General features: G+C 64.2%; 22 protein-coding genes. 13 read left to right on the forward strand and 9 right to left on the reverse strand.

Annotated elements, in window-relative coordinates; genetic code table 11:
* Nucleotides 1-7 precede the first annotated feature (7 nt).
* Genes NJH59_RS20295 through NJH59_RS20310 form a run of 4 tightly spaced genes read left to right on the forward strand, consistent with a single transcriptional unit; the run spans nucleotide 8 to nucleotide 2,935 of the window.
* A complete protein-coding gene (locus tag NJH59_RS20295) occupies nucleotides 8-529 on the forward strand; it encodes a DUF2937 family protein (RefSeq protein ID WP_054914961.1) in 522 nt (173 codons plus the stop codon).
* A 44-nt stretch (nucleotides 530-573) separates the two neighbouring features.
* Nucleotides 574-1,326: a 5-oxoprolinase subunit PxpA gene (locus NJH59_RS20300; RefSeq protein WP_043864192.1), complete on the forward strand. Its 753-nt coding sequence runs from the start codon at nucleotides 574-576 to the stop codon at nucleotides 1,324-1,326.
* Nucleotides 1,323-2,018 carry a 5-oxoprolinase subunit PxpB gene (gene pxpB, locus NJH59_RS20305; protein WP_253087233.1) on the forward strand — a complete coding sequence of 232 codons (696 nt, stop codon included), beginning with the start codon at nucleotides 1,323-1,325 and terminating at the stop codon, nucleotides 2,016-2,018. The genes NJH59_RS20300 and pxpB overlap by 4 nt, the downstream gene beginning before the upstream one ends.
* Nucleotides 2,015-2,935: a biotin-dependent carboxyltransferase family protein gene (locus NJH59_RS20310; protein ID WP_253087234.1), complete on the forward strand. Its 921-nt coding sequence runs from the start codon at nucleotides 2,015-2,017 to the stop codon at nucleotides 2,933-2,935. The genes pxpB and NJH59_RS20310 overlap by 4 nt, the downstream gene beginning before the upstream one ends.
* A gap of 40 nt (nucleotides 2,936-2,975) precedes the next feature.
* Here the strand turns inward: NJH59_RS20310 and NJH59_RS20315 are convergent, their stop codons facing one another.
* The 3 genes from NJH59_RS20315 to NJH59_RS20325 all read right to left on the reverse strand — a co-directional run bounded on the left by NJH59_RS20315 (nucleotide 2,976) and on the right by NJH59_RS20325 (nucleotide 6,270).
* A complete protein-coding gene (locus NJH59_RS20315) occupies nucleotides 2,976-4,154 on the reverse strand; it encodes a VWA domain-containing protein (RefSeq protein WP_253087235.1) in 1,179 nt (392 codons plus the stop codon).
* Nucleotides 4,155-4,172: 18 nt separating this feature from the next.
* Nucleotides 4,173-5,018 (reverse strand): MoxR family ATPase, encoded by an 846-nt coding sequence (locus tag NJH59_RS20320; protein ID WP_043864188.1) that lies wholly within the window; start codon nucleotides 5,016-5,018, stop codon nucleotides 4,173-4,175.
* Nucleotides 5,019-5,196: 178 nt separating this feature from the next.
* Entirely contained in the window at nucleotides 5,197-6,270 is a 1,074-nt protein-coding gene (locus tag NJH59_RS20325) for a DUF748 domain-containing protein (protein WP_054914958.1), read from the reverse strand.
* A 130-nt stretch (nucleotides 6,271-6,400) separates the two neighbouring features.
* Between NJH59_RS20325 and cysK the strand changes: the two genes are divergently transcribed.
* The 3 genes from cysK to NJH59_RS20340 all read left to right on the forward strand — a co-directional run bounded on the left by cysK (nucleotide 6,401) and on the right by NJH59_RS20340 (nucleotide 9,754).
* Nucleotides 6,401-7,375: a cysteine synthase A gene (cysK, locus tag NJH59_RS20330; protein WP_043864186.1), complete on the forward strand. Its 975-nt coding sequence runs from the start codon at nucleotides 6,401-6,403 to the stop codon at nucleotides 7,373-7,375.
* Nucleotides 7,376-7,546: 171 nt separating this feature from the next.
* Nucleotides 7,547-8,482: an aspartyl/asparaginyl beta-hydroxylase domain-containing protein gene (locus tag NJH59_RS20335; RefSeq protein ID WP_043864185.1), complete on the forward strand. Its 936-nt coding sequence runs from the start codon at nucleotides 7,547-7,549 to the stop codon at nucleotides 8,480-8,482.
* A 372-nt stretch (nucleotides 8,483-8,854) separates the two neighbouring features.
* The gene (locus NJH59_RS20340) at nucleotides 8,855-9,754 is read left to right on the forward strand and encodes a DMT family transporter (RefSeq protein ID WP_123752997.1); all 900 of its coding nucleotides are present in this window, start codon (nucleotides 8,855-8,857) and stop codon (nucleotides 9,752-9,754) included.
* Here the strand turns inward: NJH59_RS20340 and NJH59_RS20345 are convergent.
* Nucleotides 9,736-10,641 carry a DMT family transporter gene (locus tag NJH59_RS20345; RefSeq protein WP_054914956.1) on the reverse strand — a complete coding sequence of 302 codons (906 nt, stop codon included), beginning with the start codon at nucleotides 10,639-10,641 and terminating at the stop codon, nucleotides 9,736-9,738. The genes NJH59_RS20340 and NJH59_RS20345 overlap by 19 nt on opposite strands.
* 245 nt (nucleotides 10,642-10,886) lie before the next feature.
* Here NJH59_RS20345 and aceK point away from each other — a divergent pair, with 245 nt between their 5' ends.
* Nucleotides 10,887-12,608, forward strand: a complete 1,722-nt coding sequence (gene aceK / locus NJH59_RS20350; RefSeq protein ID WP_043864182.1) for a bifunctional isocitrate dehydrogenase kinase/phosphatase — start codon at nucleotides 10,887-10,889, stop codon at nucleotides 12,606-12,608.
* Between the two features lie 76 nt (nucleotides 12,609-12,684).
* Here aceK and NJH59_RS20355 read toward each other — a convergent pair whose 3' ends face one another.
* Nucleotides 12,685-13,551 carry a DUF6279 family lipoprotein gene (locus NJH59_RS20355; RefSeq protein ID WP_253087236.1) on the reverse strand — a complete coding sequence of 289 codons (867 nt, stop codon included), beginning with the start codon at nucleotides 13,549-13,551 and terminating at the stop codon, nucleotides 12,685-12,687.
* Between the two features lie 105 nt (nucleotides 13,552-13,656).
* On the opposite strand from NJH59_RS20355, the gene NJH59_RS20360 reads away from it, so the two are divergent.
* Complete coding sequence (locus NJH59_RS20360; protein ID WP_043864180.1) at nucleotides 13,657-14,493, forward strand: S1-like domain-containing RNA-binding protein; 837 nt, start codon at nucleotides 13,657-13,659, stop codon at nucleotides 14,491-14,493.
* On the opposite strand, the gene NJH59_RS20365 is transcribed toward NJH59_RS20360, so the two are convergent.
* Both NJH59_RS20365 and NJH59_RS20370 read right to left on the reverse strand, forming a co-directional pair.
* Nucleotides 14,494-14,877, reverse strand: a complete 384-nt coding sequence (locus tag NJH59_RS20365) for a hypothetical protein (protein WP_043864179.1) — start codon at nucleotides 14,875-14,877, stop codon at nucleotides 14,494-14,496.
* A gap of 132 nt (nucleotides 14,878-15,009) precedes the next feature.
* Nucleotides 15,010-16,494, reverse strand: coding sequence for a nitrous oxide reductase family maturation protein NosD (locus NJH59_RS20370; RefSeq protein WP_253087237.1), 1,485 nt, complete (start codon nucleotides 16,492-16,494; stop codon nucleotides 15,010-15,012).
* Between the two features lie 242 nt (nucleotides 16,495-16,736).
* Between NJH59_RS20370 and NJH59_RS20375 the strand changes: the two genes are divergently transcribed.
* From NJH59_RS20375 to def, 3 genes are all read left to right on the forward strand, one after another.
* On the forward strand, nucleotides 16,737-16,928 hold the full coding sequence (locus NJH59_RS20375) for a CsbD family protein (RefSeq protein WP_043864177.1): 192 nt from the start codon (nucleotides 16,737-16,739) through the stop codon (nucleotides 16,926-16,928).
* Between the two features lie 167 nt (nucleotides 16,929-17,095).
* Entirely contained in the window at nucleotides 17,096-18,079 is a 984-nt protein-coding gene (locus NJH59_RS20380) for a YihY/virulence factor BrkB family protein (RefSeq protein WP_043864176.1), read from the forward strand.
* Complete coding sequence (gene def, locus NJH59_RS20385) at nucleotides 18,069-18,608, forward strand: peptide deformylase (protein WP_043864175.1); 540 nt, start codon at nucleotides 18,069-18,071, stop codon at nucleotides 18,606-18,608. Before NJH59_RS20380 ends, def begins: the two co-directional genes overlap by 11 nt.
* Here def and NJH59_RS20390 read toward each other — a convergent pair.
* Nucleotides 18,560-19,012 (reverse strand): GNAT family N-acetyltransferase, encoded by a 453-nt coding sequence (locus tag NJH59_RS20390; protein ID WP_043864174.1) that lies wholly within the window; start codon nucleotides 19,010-19,012, stop codon nucleotides 18,560-18,562. The two genes, def and NJH59_RS20390, sit on opposite strands and share 49 nt — an antisense overlap.
* A 282-nt stretch (nucleotides 19,013-19,294) precedes the next feature.
* On the opposite strand from NJH59_RS20390, the gene NJH59_RS20395 reads away from it, so the two are divergent.
* Nucleotides 19,295-19,552 (forward strand): DUF2790 domain-containing protein, encoded by a 258-nt coding sequence (locus NJH59_RS20395; RefSeq protein ID WP_043864173.1) that lies wholly within the window; start codon nucleotides 19,295-19,297, stop codon nucleotides 19,550-19,552.
* Nucleotides 19,553-19,555: 3 nt separating this feature from the next.
* Here NJH59_RS20395 and ada read toward each other — a convergent pair whose 3' ends face one another.
* The gene (ada, locus tag NJH59_RS20400) at nucleotides 19,556-20,626 is read right to left on the reverse strand and encodes a bifunctional DNA-binding transcriptional regulator/O6-methylguanine-DNA methyltransferase Ada (protein WP_043864172.1); all 1,071 of its coding nucleotides are present in this window, start codon (nucleotides 20,624-20,626) and stop codon (nucleotides 19,556-19,558) included.
* Between the last annotated feature and the right edge of the window lie 56 nt (nucleotides 20,627-20,682).

Below are 20,682 nucleotides of genomic sequence, written 5' to 3' on the forward strand. Positions count from 1 at the left end.
AGCCTTCATGTTCAGAAGTTACCTGCGTTTGCTGTTGTTTACCTTCGGCCTGCTGGTCGGTGTGCAGATCCCCGGGCTGATCAACGATTACACCCAGCGGGTCGAGGCGCACCTGCTCGAATCGCGCGAGGGTCTCAAGGGCTTCAACCAGACCGCGCAGCGCTTTTTCAATGGCGACCTGCAGGCGCTGGTACGTCACTACCGTGCCAGCGACGATCCGGTGTTCAACAGCGATGCCGACAGCATCGACAGCCTGGTGGCGCGCAATCGCCTGCTCGAAGAAGAGTGGCAGACCCTGCAGCGCCCGTGGCTGGTACGCACCTGGCACGTACTGGTGGCGGCCGACCCGGCCTTGCGCGAGGAAACCCTCAAGGGCTACAGCTACCAGATCCTGCTGGCGCCCGAGGCGATGGCCTGGGGCCTGGCCAGCGCCATGCTGCTGGCACTGGTGATCGAGAGCCTGCTGATGCTGATCGGCTGGGCGATCCTCGGCGGTCGGCGCAAGCCGGTGGAGCCGAGCTGGCGCTAGACGGCCTCCGGGCCGCCCCCCCACCCGACACAGGAGCAACGCGCGTGAGCCGCCTGCTACTCAATTGCGACATGGGTGAAAGTTTCGGCAGCTGGAGCATGGGGCTGGATGCCGAAGTGATGCCCTTTATCGATTGCGCCAACATCGCCTGCGGTTTTCATGCTGGCGACCCGGGCATCATGCGCACCACCGTGGCGCTGGCCGTGGCCGGGGGCGTGCTGGTGGGGGCGCACCCGGCGTACCAGGACCTGGCCGGTTTCGGGCGCCGCTCGATGGCCTGCAGCAATGAAGAGATTCGCGACCTGCTGCATTACCAGATCGGCGCGCTGGACGGTATCTGCCGTACCCAGAAGACCCAGGTGGCCTACGTCAAACCCCACGGGGCGCTGTACAACGACATGATGGCCGAGCCGGGCAAGCTGCGTGCGGTGATCGAGGCGGTGGCCGCCTACGACCGCAGCCTGCCGCTGATGCTGATGGCCACGGCCGACAATCGCGCGGCCCAGGCACTGGGTGACGAATATGGCGTCACGTTGTGGTTCGAGGCCTTTGCCGACCGTGCCTACGACCCCGCCGGACGCCTGCTGTCGCGGCGCCTGCCCGGTGCCGTGCACCACGACCCGGCCCTGATCGTCGAGCAGGCCCTGCGCCTGGCACGGGGCGAGCCGCTGGTTGCCAGTGATGGCAGCGCACTGCGCCTGCAGGCTCATACGCTGTGTGTGCATGGCGACAATGCCAGCTCGGTGGCTGCGGTGCGGCAGATTCGTCAGGCTCTCGATGCGCAGGCGGCGCCATGAAGTGGCGCGTCGAGGTGGTTGCTGTCGATTGCCTGATGGTGCGCCTGTTCGATGCGATCGATGAGTCCAACATGCCCTGGATGCTCGCTGCCACCCAGCGTCTGCGCGCAGCCTTTGCGGCGCAGCTGATCGATCTGGTGCCGTCGTACACCACCGTGATGGTGCATTTCGACCTGTCGCCCACCCAGGCCCGCGAGCGTATCGCGCAGGCGCTCGAAGGTCTTCGCCCCGACGAGGGCGGGGCAGGGCAGCGCCACGACATTCCGGTGTGGTACGACCCCAGCGTCGGGCCCGAGCTGGCCTTGCTGGCGCAGCGCAGCGGCGATTGCGTGGCGGGGGTGATCCGCCGCCACAGCGCGCGCGAGTACCAGGTGTTCGCCCTGGGCTTCGCCCCGGGTTTCGCGTTCATGGGGCTGGTCGAGGAGGCGCTGGCCGCGCCGCGCCTGGCCACCCCGCGCAAGCGCGTGGCAGCCGGCAGTGTGGGCATCGCCGAGCGCCAGACGGCGGCCTACCCGGCGGTGTCGCCCGGGGGCTGGAACCTGATCGGGCGTACCCCCAGCCGCCTGTTCGATCGCCAGCGCGAGGGCTACAGCCTGCTGCAGCCGGGCGACCGGGTGCGCTTCGTGGCGGTGGAGCGTGCCGAATTCCTTGCACTCGGCGGCAACGACACGCCCCTGCAGGTGTCGCCGTGAGCCGCTTGCTGATCGAGGCCAGCACGCCGCTGTGCCTGTTGCAGGATTCCGGGCGCTTTGGCGTGCGCCACCTGGGCGTGACCCAGGGCGGTGGTCTGGACTGGGTATCGATGCGCTGGGCCAACTGGCTGCTGGGCAATGCACCGCAGGCGGCGGTGGTGGAGATCACCCTGGGCGGGCTGACGCTGGTGGCCGAGCAGGCGTGCTGCCTGGCACTGGCCGGTGCTGACCTGGGCGCACGGCTCGACGACCAGCCGCTGGCGCCGTGGCGCAGTTTCGTGATGGCCAAGGGGCAGCGCCTGCAGTTCACCCAGCCGCTGCAGGGTGTGCGGGCCTACCTGGCGGCGCCAGGGGGATTCGCTGCGCCGCAGGTGCTGGGCAGTTGCGCTACGGTGGTGCGCGAGGAGCTGGGCGGGCTGACGGGACTGGGCAGGGCATTGGCCCGAGGCGAGTGCCTGGGCTACGCCGGCAACGCGCCGGGTGTGCGTGAGGTGCCCGAAGGGCTTCGACCCGTGCCTGGCACCTGCACCGTGCTGGACCTGGTGATGGGGGCGCAGATCGGCGAGTTTGCCGGGCAGAGCCTGTTCGATGCCTTCAACCGCGACTGGACCCTGGACACCCGCGCCGACCGCATGGGCATGCGCCTGCTGGGCCCGGCGTTGCAGTATCAGGGGCAGCCGATGATCTCGGAGGGGATACCGCTGGGCGCGGTGCAGGTACCGCCGGATGGGCAGCCGATCGTGTTGCTCAATGATCGGCAGACGATTGGCGGCTATCCGCGATTGGGGGCGCTGACCCCGCTGGCGCTGGCCGGCCTGGCGCAGTTGCTGCCGGGGCGTGTGGTGCGGTTGCGGGCCGTGGTGCAGGAGATGGCATGGCGAGAGCAGCAGGTTTATCTGCAGAGGTTTGCCGACTGACAGGGCCTCTTCGCCGGCAAGGCCGGCGAAGGGTTCACCGCTACTTGGAGAGAAACCGCATCCCTTCCTCCAGCCCGCGCAAGGTCAGCGGGAACATCCGGTCCTCGACCAGCTCGCGCACGATGTTGGTCGAAGCGGTATAGCCCCAGGTGTCCTTGGGGTAGGGGTTTATCCAGATCAGCTTCTTGTACTTCTCCATGAAGCGGCGCATCCACACATACCCGGCTTCCTCGTTCCAGTGCTCCACGCTGCCACCGGGCTGGGTGATCTCGTAGGGCGCCATGGCCGCATCGCCAACGAACACCACCTTGTAGTCGGCGCCGTACTTGTGCAGCAGGTCCATGGTCGAGGTGCGCTCGGAGGTGCGGCGCAGGTTGTTCTTCCACACCGACTCGTACACGAAGTTGTGGAAGTAGTAGTACTCCAGGTGCTTGAACTCGGTCTTGCAGGCCGAAAACAGCTCTTCGCAGATCTTCACGTGGGCGTCCATCGAACCGCCGATGTCGAACAGCAGCAGCAACTTCACGCTGTTGCGCCGCTCCGGACGCATCTGGATGTTGAGCAGCCCGGCATCGCGCGCGGTGTGGTCGATGGTGCCGTCGATATCCAGCTCTTCGGCCGCGCCCTGACGGGCGAACTTGCGCAGCCGGCGCAAGGCCAGCTTGATGTTGCGCGTGCCCAGTTCCACCCCGTCGTCGAGGTTCTTGTACTCGCGCTGGTCCCATACCTTGACCGCCTTGCCCTGGCGCTTGCCGGCATCGCCCACGCGAATGCCCTCGGGGTTGAAGCCGCCCGAGCCGAACGGGCTGGTACCGCCGGTGCCGATCCATTTGTTGCCGCCGGCATGGCGTTCCTTCTGTTCTTCCAGGCGTTTCTTGAACGCTTCGATCAGCTTGTCCAGACCGCCCAGAGACTGGATCTGCGCACGCTCTTCATCCGTCAGGGAACGCTCGAATTCCTTGCGCAGCCAGTCTTCGGGGATCAGCGCCTCCAGGTGGTGGTCGAGGTTTTCAAGGCCCTTGAAGTAGGCCGAGAAGGCCCGGTCGAACTTGTCGAAGTGGCGCTCGTCCTTGACCAGGATGGCGCGCGCCAAATAGTAGAACTCGTCCATGTCGGCGAAGGTCACCCGCTGCTTCAAGGCATTGAGCAGGTCGAGCAACTCGCGTACCGACACCGGCACCTTGGCCGCGCGCATTTCATTGAACAGGTTCAGCAGCATGGCAATGACCCCGTTGGCTCAGCGGTTGCCGCGCCGGCTCATGAACGCCAGGCGCTCCAGCAACTGCACGTCCTGCTCGTTCTTGACCAGTGCACCGGCCAGCGGCGGGATGGCCTTGGTCGGGTCGCGCTCGCGCAATACCGCTTCGCCGATGTTGTCGGCCATCAGCAGCTTGAGCCAGTCGACCAGCTCGGAGGTGGAGGGTTTTTTCTTCAGGCCCGGCACCTTGCGCACGTCGAAGAACACGTCCAGCGCCTCGCTGACCAGGTCCTGCTTGATGTTGGGGTAGTGCACGTCGACGATCTGCTGCAGCGTGGCGCGATCGGGGAAGGCGATGTAGTGGAAGAAGCAGCGGCGCAGGAAGGCGTCGGGCAGTTCCTTCTCGTTGTTGGAGGTAATGATGATGATCGGACGCTGTTTGGCCTTGATGGTCTCGTCGATCTCGTAGACGTAGAACTCCATCTTGTCGAGTTCCTGCAGCAGGTCGTTGGGGAACTCGATGTCGGCCTTGTCGATTTCGTCGATCAGCAGGATGACCCGCTCCTCGGCTTCGAAGGCCTCCCACAACTTGCCCTTTTTCAGGTAGTTGCGCACGTCGTGCACCTTGTCCACGCCCAGCTGCGAGTCGCGCAGGCGGCTGACCGCATCGTACTCGTAGAGGCCCTGGTGGGCCTTGGTGGTGGACTTGATGTGCCAGGTGATCAGCTTGGCACCGAAGGCTTCGGCCAGTTGCTCGGCGAGCATGGTCTTGCCGGTGCCGGGTTCGCCCTTGACCAGCAGCGGGCGCTCCAGGGTGATCGCCGCGTTGACGGCCAGTTTCAGGTCATCTGTGGCGACGTATGCGCTGGTGCCTTCGAACTTCATGTACCGATCCTCAAAAAATGGTCATGCGGTGACTATCATGCGACGACTATAACGCGGGGCTTGCGTGGCTGTGAACGCGGACGGGGTATTCAGTCTGTGGATGATTGGTCATGGAACCGGGGTGGCAGGCCTGGCCTAGTCGCTGGCTTGCCAGCGAAAGGGCCAGTACCGCCATGGATCAGTCAGCTTTCGGCGGCCCCTGTTCATACCGCGCATTGAATGCCTGCACGAAGCCGTTGCGCAGAATCTGCAAAAACGCCTCGAACGCGCTGATATCGCTGTGATGCACGCTGCCGCTAAGTTCCACGCGCGTGGCGAACTGGTTCTTGCGCTGGTTCTTGAGCACCGTTTCGGTACCGCCCACCAGGGCTTCCCAGATCGAGCGCAGAAACCCCTTGTCCTTGTTCTCCACGTCCTGCTGCCAGTTGAACACTTCGACATCGCGCAACAACGGCTTGATGTAGCCCTTGAGCTGGCCCTTGTTCGCCTCGGCCTCGATCACCACGTCGCCGTGCCCGGCATTGAAGTCGAACTTGCCGTAAGCGCTGGCAAAGTCGTTCATCTGGCGCAGCTGGATGCCGGTGGCGCGCAGGCGGAACTGGAAGTCCTCGAAGTTGCTCAGCGGGTCGAAGGTGGCCGTGCTTTCCACCCGCGCGTCGCCCAGCAGCCGGGCCTTGCCCTCGAAGCGGGCGTCGCGCTTGCCTTCGACGTCCACCACGTTGGTCAGGTTGTAGACGCTGGCGTTGAGCTGGGTCGCTTCAAGGCTGACCGGCGGTTTGGAATTGAAGTTGCGAAAGGTCAGGGTGCCGTCGTCTATGCGCAGCTCGTTGAGGGTGATCGGCAGCAGCTTGCTCAGCTGCGCGCGCCAGTCGGTGCCCTTACCGGTCTGCGACGCCTGGGTGTTGCCGCCATCGACGAAGTTCAGTTTCGGGCGCAGGAAGGTCACTTCGGCCACCACGGCATGGTCGTACCACAGTGAATGCCAGCTCACCGACAGGTCGATCAGCGGCGCCTCCAGAAACGGCACCGGCACCTTGCCCGTGGTCTTGACGATGGTCAGGCCGTTGATCTTGTAGGCACCCCGCCACAGGGCCAGGTCGACATCGGTGACCTGGCCGCGGTAGTCGCCCATGTCGGCGAGCTTTTCGTTCAAGTAGTTGCGTACCAGGATCGGCAGCGTCAGGTGCAGGGCCAGCAGCAACAGTGCAATGCCCAGCAGCCCCCACAGGGGCCAGCGGTAGCGGCGTTTCATCGGCGTGGGTTCCGTGATTGAGGATGATCGGTTGACCGCCGCACGGGCGCATCGGTTCGTTCGGGGTGGACGCACCGCAGGGGCAGGCATACCCTTGAAGTTTTCGCACGGTGCCAAAAGGACCCAAGCCATGAGCCGTATCTTCGCTGACAACGCGCACTCCATCGGCAACACGCCGCTGGTGCAGATCAACCGCATCGCCCCGCGGGGCGTGACCATCCTGGCCAAGATCGAGGGGCGCAACCCCGGCTATTCGGTCAAGTGCCGGATCGGCGCGAACATGATCTGGGACGCCGAAAGCAGCGGCCGGCTCAAGCCGGGCATGACCATCGTCGAGCCGACCTCGGGCAACACCGGTATCGGCCTGGCCTTCGTGGCCGCTGCGCGCGGCTACAAGCTGATGCTGACCATGCCGGCCTCGATGAGCATCGAGCGGCGCAAGGTACTCAAGGCGCTGGGTGCCGAGCTGGTGCTGACCGAGCCTGCCAAGGGCATGAAGGGCGCGATCGAGAAGGCCGCCGAAATCGTAGCCAGCGACCCGGCCACCTACTTCATGCCGGCGCAGTTCGACAACCCGGCCAACCCGGCCATTCACGAGAAGACCACCGGTCCGGAAATCTGGAACGACACCGACGGCGGGGTCGACGTGCTGGTTGCCGGCGTGGGCACCGGCGGCACCATCACCGGTGTGTCGCGCTACATCAAGAACACCCAGGGCAAGCCGATTCTGTCGGTGGCGGTCGAGCCGCTGGTGTCTCCGGTGATCACCCAGGCCCTGGCCGGCCAGGAAATCAAGCCCAACCCGCACAAGATCCAGGGCATCGGCGCAGGTTTCGTACCCAACAACCTGGACCTGTCGATGGTCGACCAGGTCGAGCTGGCCAGCGACGAGGAGTCCAAGGCCATGGCCCTGCGACTGATGCAGGAGGAGGGCATCCTGTGCGGTATCTCCTGTGGCGCGGCGATGGCCGTGGCGGTACGCCTGGCCGAAAAGCCGGAAATGCAGGGCAAGACCATCGTGGTGATCCTGCCCGATTCGGGCGAGCGCTACCTGTCGAGCATGCTCTTCAGCGACCTGTTCACCGAGCAGGAAAACCAGCAGTAACCACCGCCAGGCTCCACCGAGGCTGATCCGCCTCAATGTTCGGCGCACTGCGTTGTTGCACAATTGCCAACACTGAATGTCCGGCCCCGGTTGTTTTTACCGGGGCCGGATCGGTTTATCATGTCCGATTATCCGGCAGCGATGGCCTGATCGAAATTCAAGGAGTGTTGCATGACCTTTTCCTTTGTCGCCAAGGCAGGTGTACTGCTGCTGTTCTTCGGCAGCACCCTGTACGTGCACCTGCGCGGCAAGGCGCGTTTGCCCGTGTTGCGCCAGTTCGTCAACCATTCGGCGCTGTTCGCCCCCTATAACGCCCTTATGTACCTGTTTTCGGGGGTGCCTTCCAAGCCCTACCTGGACCGTAGCCGCTTCCCCGAGCTGGACGTGCTCAAGGACAACTGGCAGGTGATCCGCGAGGAGGCCATGCACCTGTTCGACGAGGGCTACATCCGAGCCGCCGAAAAAGACAACGATGCCGGCTTCGGTTCGTTCTTCAAGAAGGGTTGGAAGCGCTTCTACCTGAAGTGGTACGACAAGGCGCTGCCATCGGCCGAGGCGCTGTGCCCCCGCACCGTCGAGCTGGTCAACAGCATCCCCAACGTCAAGGGCGCGATGTTCGCCCTGCTGCCGGGTGGCAGCCACCTGAACCCGCACCGCGACCCATTCGGCGGTTCGCTGCGCTATCACCTGGGGCTGTCCACGCCGAACTCGGACGACTGCCGCATCTATGTCGACGGCCAGGTTTACGCCTGGCGCGATGGCGAAGACGTGATGTTCGATGAAACCTACGTGCACTGGGTGAAGAACGAAACCGAGACCACCCGGGTGATCCTGTTCTGCGATATCGAGCGACCGCTGACCAGCCCGCTGATGACCCGCATCAACCGCAAGGTCAGTGCCTTCCTGGGCCGGGCCACCGCGCCGCAGAACACCGACGACGAGCGCGTGGGCGGCATCAACCAGGCGTATGCCTGGAGCAAACGCTTCAGTACCGTGATCAGCAGCCGGGTCAAGACCTTCAAGCGCGCCAACCCCAAGGCCTACCGCGTGCTGCGCCCGGTGCTGGCGGTGCTGGTTGCTTACCTGCTGTACCGCTGGCTGTTCTGACCACACTCGGTGCAAGGTTGGCCCCTGCCGGGGCGGGCCTTGCACCGTGTCGCGAGTGTGGCTATATTCACCCACAGTTCACCTCACCGAAGACCTGCACATGCCAGCTTCCCGCCCCACCACCGTATTCGCTACCGCGCCCGACGCGGTCGTGGTCGTGCGTGGGTCCCAGCAGCCGGTCATGATCAGTCACTACCCACCACCTGTCAGTAGCCCCGTGGCGTGCGTTGTCGCACCACCCGGCGTGGTTGTAGTGCTGGGCTGAGCGGCCACTGGCTGCGCCCCCACCACACCTGAACCCTACTGAATACGGCCGGCTGCACCGCGCAGCTCGACCGTTCGGCTTACTTGCCCGAATACAGGTGGCATTTCATGTCAGTTATCTCGAAACAATCCGTGGCCTCGGCGGCCACCACCAGCCTGTTCGTCCTGCTCTGGAGCAGCGGCGCCATCGTCTCCAAGCTCGGCCTGGCGCAGGCCTCGCCCTTTGCCTTTCTGCTGATCCGCTTTGCGATTGCCTTTGTCGGCCTGCTGCTGCTCGGCCCGTTGCTGCGCCTGCACTGGCCACGCGGTCGCGGCCCGTTGCTGCAAGCCATCGCCACCGGCTGCGTGCTGCTCGGTGCCTACCAGATCTTCTACCTGCTGGCGCTGGACCTGAAGGTGACGCCCGGCATCATGGCCACCGTGATGGGCGTGCAGCCTATCCTCACGGTGGTGCTGATGGAGCGCAAGCGTTCGTTCAGCCGGCTGTTCGGCCTGAGCCTGGGGCTGATCGGGCTGGTGATGGTGGTGTACCAGGGCATCGGCCTGGGCGGCATCTCGCTGGCGGGCATGCTGTTCGCGCTGCTGGCGCTGGCCAGCATGACGTTCGGCTCGATCATGCAGAAGCGCATCACCAGCAACCCGGTGGGCACGCTGCCCTTGCAGTACCTGGCGGGGCTGCTGATGTGCGCGCTGTTTGCACCGTTCCAGCCGCTGGCGGTCAACCCCAATACCAGCTTTGTGTTCTCGGTGCTGTGGATGGGCCTGGTGGTGTCGTTGCTGGCGACCTTGCTGCTGTACCGGCTGATCGCCAAGGGCAACCTGGTCAATGTCACCAGCCTGTTCTACCTGGTGCCGGCGGTGACGGCGGTGATGGACTACCTGATCTTCGGCAATCGCCTGGCGGCCTTGAGCCTGCTGGGCATGGGCTTGATCGTGGTGGGCCTGCTGTTCGTGTTCCGCAAGCCCGCGACCAAGCCTGACACGGTGGATCAGTCGCTGGCCAGCTGACGGGCCTGGCGGGCCGGCTTGAGCACCAGCCACAAGGCCACGGCAATCAGCAGCCCGCCATACAGGTGCGCCATCGACAGGGGCTCGTCCAGCAGCCACGCGCCCCACAGCACGCCGAAGGCCGGGATCATGAAGGTCACGGTGGTGGATTTTACCGGGCCGATTTCGCTGATCAGGCGAAAGTACAGGATGTAGGCGAAGGCGGTGCACAACAGGCCCAGCCCCAGCAGCGACAACCACACCTGCCAGCCGCCCCAGCTGGCAGGTGGCTGGGTGATCACGCTGAAGCCGAACAGCGGCAGCAACAGCAAGGTGGCGCCCATCATGCTGCCCAGCGCCGACAGGCGACTGTCCAGGCCGCCCTGCTGGTCGAGCCAGCGCCGCGCCAGATACCCCGAGAAGCCATAGCAGGTGGTGGCCGCCAGACACGAGAGGGCGCCCTGCATGAGCCTGGCGTCGAAGGCCACCGGCCCCGCGCCACTGAGAATCCCGACCCCGAACAGGCCCAGGAAGATGCCGCCCAGCTTGGGCAGGGTCATGGCCTCGCGAAAGAACAGCGCGCCGATCAGCACGCCCATCAGCGGCGTGGTGGCGTTGAAGATCGCCGAGTAGCCGGCGGGCAGCACCTGTGCGGCCACCGAGTAGAGCGTTGCGGGTATTCCCGAGTTGATCATGCCCAGAAACAGGCAGGCCTTGAGTTTGCCCTGGAAGTCCCAGCGCACGCGCAGCAGGGCGAGAATCACCAGCAACCCGGCGCAGGCGATTGAGACGCGAAAGAAGGCGGTGGGCAGGGTGCCCAGCACCGGCGCAATGATGCGCATGAACAGAAAACTGGCCCCCCACACGGCAGCGAGAATCAACAGTCGGGTGATGGCGATGGGGCTCACGGGGGTTCTCCGGGTAACAGGGGCAGGGGCGGGAGTTTACGGTAAAAGCCAGGGTGGGCTCTCTCGCTTTCTTGCGGTGTCAATTCGGGCGCTTTCGCCAGCACCGCTGGCTCCTGCTGTGGGGGCGGTATCTGTAGGAGCCGGCCTTGCCGGCGAAGGGCGCGAAACGGTTCCTAAGTAGGCTATCGCAGCCTTGCGTGACTGGCTAAGCTCAGGTCTTTGAAATTCCCGCAGAGGTCTTACCCATGCCCCAACAATGGCCGGCCGCCGCCATCGCCCGGATGATTCTCGATGGCTTCGACAGCTACCGTGAGCACTTTCGCCAGATCACCGACGGGGCACGCCAACGCTTCGAGCTCGCGCAATGGCAGCAGATCCAGACGGCCTCGGCGGCACGTATCAATCTCTACGAGGAAAAGGTCAGCGAGGTCAGCGGCTGGCTGGCCGGCGCTTTCGAGCCCGAGGTTCTGCTGGATGCGACGTTCTGGCCGCTGGTCAAGAGCGCCTACATCAGCCTGATCGACCCGCGGCTGGACGATGAGCTTTCCGAAACCTGGTACAACTCGATTTTCTGCAGCCTGTTCAGCCATGACCTGATCAGCGACGGCTGCATGTTCATCCATACCACGCGCCCGGCACTGCGCGCCCATGAGCGCGCAGCGCAGACCCGCACCTACCGCCCCCAGGGCGGGCTGGGCGAGATGCTCGCGCAGGTTTTCGCCGACTACGCCTTCGCGGTGCCCTTCGCCGACCTGCCCGGCGACCTGGCGCGCCTGGAGGCGCAGTTGCGCGAGAACCTGCCCGATTGGGTGTGCAAGGACCCGCAACTGCAGGTGGAGCTGTTTTCCTCGGTGCTCTATCGCAACAAGGGGGCCTACCTGGTGGGCCGGCTGTTCACCCACGATGAACAGTGGCCGCTGGTGATTCCGCTGCTGCACCACGAAGGCCACGGCATCGAAATCGATGCGCTGATCACCGATGAAGCCGATGTGTCGATCATCTTCTCGTTCACTCGCTCGTACTTCATGGTCGATGTGCCGGTGCCGGCCGAGTTCGTGGGCTTTCTCAAGCGCATCCTGCCGGGCAAGCACATCGCCGAGCTGTACACCTCCATCGGTTTCTACAAGCACGGCAAGTCCGAGTTCTACCGGGCGCTGATCAATCATCTGGCCAGTACCGATGACCGCTTCATCATGGCCCCCGGCGTGCGCGGCATGGTCATGAGCGTGTTCACCCTGCCGGGCTTCAACACCGTGTTCAAGATCATCAAGGACCGCTTCTCGCCGTCCAAGAGTGTCGACCGCGCCACGGTCATCGAGAAGTACCGCCTGGTAAAGAGCGTCGACCGCGTGGGGCGCATGGCCGATACCCAGGAGTTCGCCGACTTTCGCTTCCCGCTGGGCAAGTTCGAGCCCGAGTGCCTGGCCGAGCTGCTGGAAGTGGCGCCGTCGACCGTGGTGGTGGAGGGCGACACGGTGCTTATCCGCCACTGCTGGACCGAGCGGCGCATGACCCCGCTGAACCTGTACCTGGAAAACGCCAACGAGGCCCAGGTGCGCGAGGCGCTGGAGGACTACGGGCTGGCGATCAAGCAACTGGCGGCGGCGAACATCTTCCCCGGCGACATGCTGCTGAAGAACTTTGGCGTTACCCGGCATGGGCGGGTGGTGTTCTATGACTATGACGAGATCTGCTTTCTGACCGAAGCCAACTTCCGCTATATCCCGCCGCCGCGTTTCCCCGAGGACGAGATGGCCAGCGAGCCGTGGTACTCGATAGGGCCGCTGGACGTGTTCCCCGAGGAGTTCCCGCCGTTTCTGTTTGCCGACATCGGTCAGCGGCGGCTGTTCAGCCAGCTGCATGGCGAGTTGTATGACGCCGATTACTGGAAGGGGCTGCAGGCGGCGATACGGGAGGGGAAGGTGATCGATGTGTTCCCGTACCGGCGCAAGTGCCGGGAGAACTGAGCAGCTTCGCCGGCCTTGCCGGCGCCAAGGGGAAGCGCGTCGCGCCTGTAGGAGCCGGCCTTGCCGGCGAATCGGTTCAGGATTGCAGGCACTTGAGCTTGCTGAAGTCCTGCTGCACCTTGGCCAGCCTGCCCTGCAGGTGCTGACGTTGCTGCTCGCTGCTCTGCGCCATCAGGTCCACCAGCAGGCTGCGCGCCTCCTGTTCGGTACGCTGGTAGGCCATTCGGTACTCCGGCGTCCACAGGCTTTCGCGCTGCTTGAGCAGTTGTTCCAGCCTTGGTTCGAATGCCTCGCTGCGCCGTTGCTCCATCGCCGCGCTGAACTGCGCCTGCCAGTGTGCGCGGTTGGCGATCCACTGACGGTTCTGTTCGCCCAACGCCTGTGACCACTGCGCCACGCGCAGGCGCTGCTGCGGGTTCAGTTCGCCCAGCCATGGCGTCAGGCGTTTTTCCATGCGCTGCTGGCGCTGCTCGATCTGCCTGGCCAGCGGCGTCTTCACATACTTGGCCTCGCGCTCGCGAATGTCTTCGGCAAACGCCTCGCGCATGTCGCTGACCTGTTCGTCGTCCATGCCGCGCAGCAGCTGCGTGGCCGACGGCATGATCTGGTCGGCCACCTCGGCGATGGCCTGCTTGGCCTGCTCGGTGCGCAGCCTTAGCTGCGCGTCGGTGACCTCGTTGTGCGCGACCATCTGTCGAATATCGCCCAGCCATGTCAGATAGCCCGGCAGCTGTGTACGACAATGCCATGCCAGGTGCGCCTTGAGTCGTTCGTCCAGCCAGCCTTTCTGCTGGCGATTCATGCTCAGGTAATCGCTCAGAGACCAGGGCACCAGTACATCGAGGTTGCGGTAGGCGAGGTCCATGCGGTTGCAGCCGACCAGCAGCGTCGACAGCACCAGCAGCGAAAGGCAGCGAAACAACGTGGACAGGCAGGCATCCATGGGTGCATATCCTTGCAGGGGCGTGCTTGTGTTTATAGAACAACGGCGCGCCTGGCGGTTCCCGTAGCGTGTAGAATGCCAGCCTCGCAACGAGGATTTCAGCAAATGGCTTTAGTTGGGCGTTACAACACTTTGCAAGTGGTCAAGCACACGGATTTCGGTCTGTACCTGGACGGCGGGGCGGACGGCGAGATCCTGCTGCCCAACCGTTACATCCCCAAGGACACGCCCACCGAGGTCGAGGACTGGCTCAACGTCTTCGTCTACCTCGACAGCGAAGACAAGCTGATCGCCACCACCGAGAAGACCAAACTGCAGGTGGGCGAGTTCGCCAGCCTCAAGGTGGTGGAAATCAACAGCATCGGCATCTTCCTCGACTGGGGCCTGCCCAAGGACCTGTTGATGCCGTACTCCGAAGAAAAACGCCAGATGAAGGCGGGCGAGTACTGCGTGGTGCATGCCTACCTCGACAAGCGCACCCGGCGCATCACCGCCACCGCGCGCCTGGACCGCTACCTCGACAAGCTGCCGGCCAACTACAGCGTGGGCCAGGAAGTCGACCTGCTGGTGGTCGAGGAAACCCCGATGGGGTTCAAGGCCATCATCAACAACAAGCACTGGGGCCTGATCCACAAGAACGAAGTGTTCAAGTTCTTGCGTTCGGGCAAGCAGGAGAAGGGCTACATCAAGGAGCTGCGCAGCGACGGCAAGATCGCCCTGAGCCTGCAGCCGGTCGGCCAGGCCCTGGCCAGCACGCTGAACGACAAGATCCTCGACAAGCTCAAGGCCGCCAACGGCGTGCTGCCGGTCAGCGACAAGAGCGACCCGCAGGTGATCAGCGACCTGTTCGGGGTGAGCAAGGGCAATTTCAAGAAAGCGATCGGCGCCCTGTACAAGGACGGGCGCATCGTGATTCACGCCGACCGCATCGAACTGGTCTGATCAGACCTGCACGAAGGCGGCAAAGCTCAGGTTTTCGCCGCCCGGACGCAAGTCCTGCAGCAGCGAGTCGCGGTCGGCGCTCAGCGCCAGACTGATGGTCGAGCGACGCTTGCCCGGCTTGCGTACTTCCATCTTCTCCAGGTGCGCACGCAGGAAGTTGACCGGCACCTTGAGGTGCTGCAACTGGTCGGTCTCCGGGGTGTAGAGCAGTAGGTTGACCCAGTCGGCCACGCTCTTGGGCAGCACCAGCTTCACCGGCACATCGAACCACCACAGGCTGCGCTTGGTATCGAGCACGGCAAACAGGGTGTTGTCGCTGTTGAGCACAGGGCGTTCCAGCGCCTGGTTGCGACGGGCGATGGCGGTGGGTTTGTCGAGTTTCATGCAGGTTCCTACGGGTGACGCTTGAAAGGTCGGCCATTGTGCTGGGATTGCGCTGAAAACTAAAGCGGGGCCTGCTGACAGGGCCGACCATTCGCAGACAATCCCTGCCGACGAATGGCCGCCCCGCGGTCCTCAGCGCGCCAGCGCCTTGCTCAACTCCGAGGTGGCCCCGTCGGTCCGGGTGACCGTCGCGGTGAACGCCTGCAGCCCATCTGCTTGCGGCAATACATACTCGAACTGCGCCTGACCCTTGGCATCCGTCGCCACCATCACTTCGCCCAGATACTGCTCCGCTTCACTGGCCTTTGAGTCAGCATTGCCGAACACCTCCACCCGCAACAGGCTGTCGGGCTCGCCACTCACCTGGCCCAGCAAGCGGTCACCTTTGACTGCCTTGAGCAGCGGGGCCGCCTGATCGTGATTGGGTACCGGCTGGCAACCCTGCGGTGCGGCCTTGTCGGTGCAGATGATCGCCCGGTTGGTGCCCGACGGGTCGACACCGATGCCGCGCGAACCCACATAGATCGCATGCTCCAGCGCCGGCACCGAAAACACGATGGCACCGGTGCGCTGATCGGGCACGCACGAACCGCCCGCTTCGCAGCGCCGGATATCCTGGCTGTTGTTCCAGATGCGGTTGGCGGTCAGGCGGTTGCTGGTGGAGGTCGGCTCCGGGCGCAGCGCCACGCCGATGCGGTTGCCGTGGATCAGGTTGCCATCGAGGATGTTGCCCGCACCGCTGACGCTCACGCCAATGGAGTTGCCGGTAAAGGTGTTGGCCCCCAGGTAATTGCGCTGGCCCCAGTTGATCTGCAGGCCGTCGGAATAGTCCTCGAAGCGGTTGCGCACCACCGTGTTGTCATTGCCCCACAGGATCTCGATGCCCTGGGAGGGCTCCGCGTTGGCCGGGGTGGAGCGAAACAGGTTGTCGGCCACCAGGTTGAACGCCGCGCCGCGGGTCAGCTCCAGGCCGTCGCCGTTGTCCACCAGCTGGTTGCGCAGCACCTTGTTGTTCACCGTGGTGGTGGCGGTCGAATTGCCCTGGCCGTCGTCGCCGGTCAGCATGATGCCGGCGCCACCCTTGTTGGCGGTGATGCGGTTGTCCTGGATGACGGTGTGGCTGGCGCGGTTGACCAGGATGCCGATGCAGAAATTACGCACATCCAGGCCGGAAATCTCCACGCCCTGGGTATCGCGTATCACCAGCCCCGGGCCGGTGGTGGTGCGCACATTGGTGCCGAACTGTCCGGGCACGGCGCCAGGGCATGCGCGCGTGCCGTTGCCGACGATATAGGCCGAACCGTCGATGGCGATGTACTCGCCGCTGCGCTTCCAGGCCGCACCTTCGAGGCTGACCGGGCCGAGAATCGGCGGCAGGGCCGAAGCGGGCTTGATCACGTAGGGCGGCTGGCCGACCGGGCGGATCTCGATCCGGTAGGTGCCGGGCGCCTGGTTGTTGCGCTCGATGGCCCAGCGCAGGCTGCCGGGCTGCTCGTCGTCGGCATAGCGATCGACCACCAGGGTGGTCAGGGCGGCGGGCTGTACGGCAGGTGCTGCGTGCAGGGCATGGGCAGGTACGGCCAGCAGCAGGGCTGCCAGCAAGGGGGAGATACGCATGGGTAGTGATCGCTGTGTCTGTTGTTTTTATCGCGCCCGGGCTGCAGGGCGCTGGTGCCCGATTCTAGGCAAAGCCGACAGCCCCTGGCGCAGGCCAGGCACGATTGGGTGCGATATTCGCCCGCTGTTTATCCATTGTGGGAATACACACCGCCCAAAAATATTTGAAACTCTCGCAGAAGCGGGCGGGTCCACTGACTGTCGACACTGACAGCTATCTGTTCCCTTTCAGGAGAAATGCCATGAGCAGCACTTCGGACAAAGCAAAAGGCTTGGCCAACGAAGCGGTAGGCAACATCAAGCAAGGCGTGGGCAAGGTGACCGATAACGATAAACTGCGCGCCGAGGGCAAGGCCCAGGAAGTCAAGGGCGAAACCCAGCAGGCAGTGGGCAAGGCCAAGGATGCGGTCAAGGATGCTGTGAAAAAGCCCTGACCGGCTGCGCGTGTAGCCGATAACGGCCATCTTCGGGTGGCCGTTCTGCTGTCTGTGGCAATCAATCGTAACCTCACAGACGTGGTCTACTAGACTACCGTCAGGTAAAACACCCCCCCAACGCTTGGATTACTGCCTATGACAGTGGAGCGGCGAAAGGAGACGCTATGATTTTCCCCAACTTGCACGGCCTGCCGTTGCATCGTGTTCTGGTGCGCACGGTAAGCGAGTTTCTCGATGACGAGATGTCCACCTATGCGTCGGCCCTGGCCTACCAGATGCTGTTTTCGCTGTTCCCCTTCCTGCTGTTCCTGATCGCCCTGATCGGGTTCCTGCATCTGCCCGACTTCTTCACCTGGCTGCGCCTGCAGTCGGAACTGGTGTTGCCGCCCCAGGCGCTGGAGCAGGTCAACCCGGTGATCGACCAGTTGCAGCAATCCAAGGGCGGGCTGCTCTCGGTAGGTATCGTGATCGCCCTGTGGACCGCGTCGGCGGGCGTGCGCCTGATGATGAGCGCGATGAACGCCGCCTATGACGTGGTGGAAGGGCGCCCGGTGTGGAAGCGCATCCCGCTCTCGGTGCTGTATACCGTCGGAATCGCCGGCATGCTGCTGGCCGCCGCCGCCTTGATGGTGCTCGGCCCGCAGGTGATGGAATGGATCGCCTCGCAGGTAGGCATGCAGGAGTTCATCGTCACGCTGTGGACCATCCTGCGCTGGCCGGCCATCATCATCCTGATGATGGTGGCGGTGGCATTGATCTATTACGTGATGCCCGATGTGGAGCAGGAATTTCGCTTCATCACCCCCGGCTCGGTACTGGCGGTGGTGGTGTGGATCATCGCGTCGCTGGGGTTTGGCTACTACGTCAAGACGTTTGCCGACTACAACGCGATGTACGGCAGCATCGGTGCGATCATCGTGCTGTTGCTGTACTTCTATATTTCTGCCGCAGTATTGCTGCTGGGGGCGGAGATGAATGCGGTGATCGAGCACATGTCGGCCGAAGGCAAGGACCCTGGCGAGAAGGAAATGCCCGACGACGATGCGCCGGAACATGATAAAAAGCATGTTTCCGGGTTGGGGCGCGATCACTCCATCCCGTCCGATTCCGCGCCTGAACCCGTGAGCCGAGCCCCGCATGATTCGTGACATCCTGAAGATGGGCGACGAGCGCCTGTTGCGCGTTGCACCGCCCGTACCGGCCCGCCTGTTCGGCACTGCCGAGCTGGAGCAGCTGATTGCCGACATGTTCGACACCATGCAGCACGTGGGCGGCGTGGGGCTGGCGGCGCCGCAGATCGGGGTCGACCTGCAACTGGTGATCTTCGGCTTCGAGCGTAGCGAGCGCTACCCGGATGCCGAGCCCGTGCCACAGACCATTCTGCTCAACCCGGTGATCACCCCGGTGGGCACCGAGGTCGAGGATGGCTGGGAGGGCTGCCTGTCGGTGCCCGGCCTGCGCGGCGTGGTCAGCCGCTACCGGCACATTCGCTACAGCGGGGTCGACCCGCAGGGCCAGCCCATCGAGCGCTCGGCAGAGGGTTTTCATGCGCGGGTGGTGCAGCACGAATGCGATCACCTGATCGGTCGCCTGTACCCCTCGCGCATTCATGACTTCAGCAAGTTCGGTTATACCGAGGTGCTGTTCCCGGGGCTGGACCCGGCCAGCGACGACTGATCCCGCGCCAACGCGATCAACGATTTGCTGCGCTGATAGCGCGCCAGACGCTCATTGAGCTGCAGCGGCAGTGCGCCGGCAGGGCTGAACCCCAGTGGCTGGTAGAAGGCCAGCAGGTCCGGGTGGCAGAACAGCCACACCGTGCCCGGCTTGCCGGCGCAGGCATGCTCGATCAGTTGTCGTGCAATGCGCCGGCCGCGCCAGGCGGGTGCCACCAGCAAGCCGGTCAGCCAGAACCCCTCGGGTACCGCGCTCATGTTCACTGCGGCGACAAGCTCACCCGCACGCGCCACCCAGGCCTCGCCCTTGGCACTGGCACGCATGGCCGTACCTTCGGCGCGATAGAATTTGTTCAGCAAAGGGCGCTCGGCAGCGCTTAGCAGGCTGTAGCGTATTTCACTCACGGCGGTTTCCAGCAAGGGCTCTGGCACGGGCTTTTACACGGGCTTGGGTAGGCTGTCGAGGGCTTGCCGTGCGGTTATTGTTACCGAGGCGGTAACAGTGAATGTCCGGCTTCGGGCTTCAACCACCTTCGCAACCTTATAAACTTGACCCATCCCAGCAACTAGAAGCGTAACGGGATCGGTACTTCGTGTTATGTCCATTCGTTGATATGACAACTTCTCCGCGCCAACTCGGCTGATGAAGTCAAACACTTCGTTTGATTGCTTTGCAGGCCTAATACCATGAAAACCTTACTTGCACTTGTATTGGTGGGTGTCTCTTCGTTCGCCCTAGCGGACGAGGTCAAGACCGCTGCTGCGCAGCCGGTGGTCGAGCAATATGACTATTCGACCAACCTGGACATCGCCCGGGTGATAAGCCTCTCGACCCTGCCCAATGTCTGCGAAGTGGTGCCGGCCACCATGACCTATGAAGACCATCAGGGCCAGCGCCACACCATCGAATACCGCGCCATGGGCGACGGCTGCAGCCAGGGCTGATCATTACAGGTCACTGGGCTGTTGTTCCCGGGCCAGGAGCGCCTGCTTGCGCTCCACGCCCCAGCGGTAGCCGGACAGGTTGCCATCACTGCGTACGACCCGATGACAGGGCACTGCCACCGCCAGGCTGTTGGCGGCGCACGCCTGGGCCACCGCCCTGACTGCCCTGGGCGCGCCAATGCGCTGGGCGATCTCGGCGTAGCTGGCGGTGCTGCCTGCCGGGATGCTGCGCAACGCCTGCCACACCCGCTCCTGGAAGGCCGTGCCGCGCAGGTCCAGTGGCAGGTCCAGGCCCAGGGCGGGCGCTTCTATGAACCCCACCACCTTGGCCACCCACTGCTCGAATTCGGCGTCGGCGCCAATCAGTTCGGCCTTGGGAAACTTGTCCTGCAGGTCGTGCAGCAACGCCTCGGGGTCGTCGCCGAGCAGGATGGCGCACACTCCGCGCTCGCTTTGGGCCACCAACAGCGCGCCGAGTGAGCACTGGGCAATGGCAAAGCGGATCGAGGCATTGGCGCCGCCCGCGCGATAGGCGGCCGGGGTCATGCCCAGCCGGGCGTTGCTGTCTTCGTAGAAACGGCTGTTGGAGTTGTAGCCAGCCTTGTACAGGGCGTCGGTGATCGAGCCCGGCTGCTCAAGCTGCCGGCGTACCTTGTGCGCGCGTCTGGCATTGGCGTAGGCCTTGGGGGTGAGGCCGGTCGCGGCCTTGAACACCCGGTGGAAGTGATACGGGCTCATGCCGACATGGGCGGCCACTTGCTTGAGGCTGGGCTCGACCTCGGCCGTTTCGATCAGCTGGCAGGCCCGGGTGACCTGGGTGGCATGCTGCTCGGCCAGTTGGCGCGGGTCGGCGGCGTAGTGCCGGCTGGGGCGATAGCCGGCGGCCTCGGCCTGGGCGGCAGTGTCGAAGAACTCGACGTTCTCCGGGCGCGGCAACCGTGACGGGCTGGAGGCGCGGCAGTAGACCCCGGTGGTGCGAACCCCATAGACGAAATCATCATCCGCCGCGGCGTCGCGGGCTAGCACGGCTTGCCAGCGTGGGTCGTTGACATCGATCGAAGGTGTGCGGGGCATGGCGAGTGGCTCTTGGCTGAGGGCGATGTGGTGAGGGTAGGTGGTGCCGTGCGGGG

Source organism: Pseudomonas sp. VE 267-6A, from assembly GCF_024126555.1.
Lineage (GTDB): Bacteria > Pseudomonadota > Gammaproteobacteria > Pseudomonadales > Pseudomonadaceae > Aquipseudomonas > Aquipseudomonas palmensis.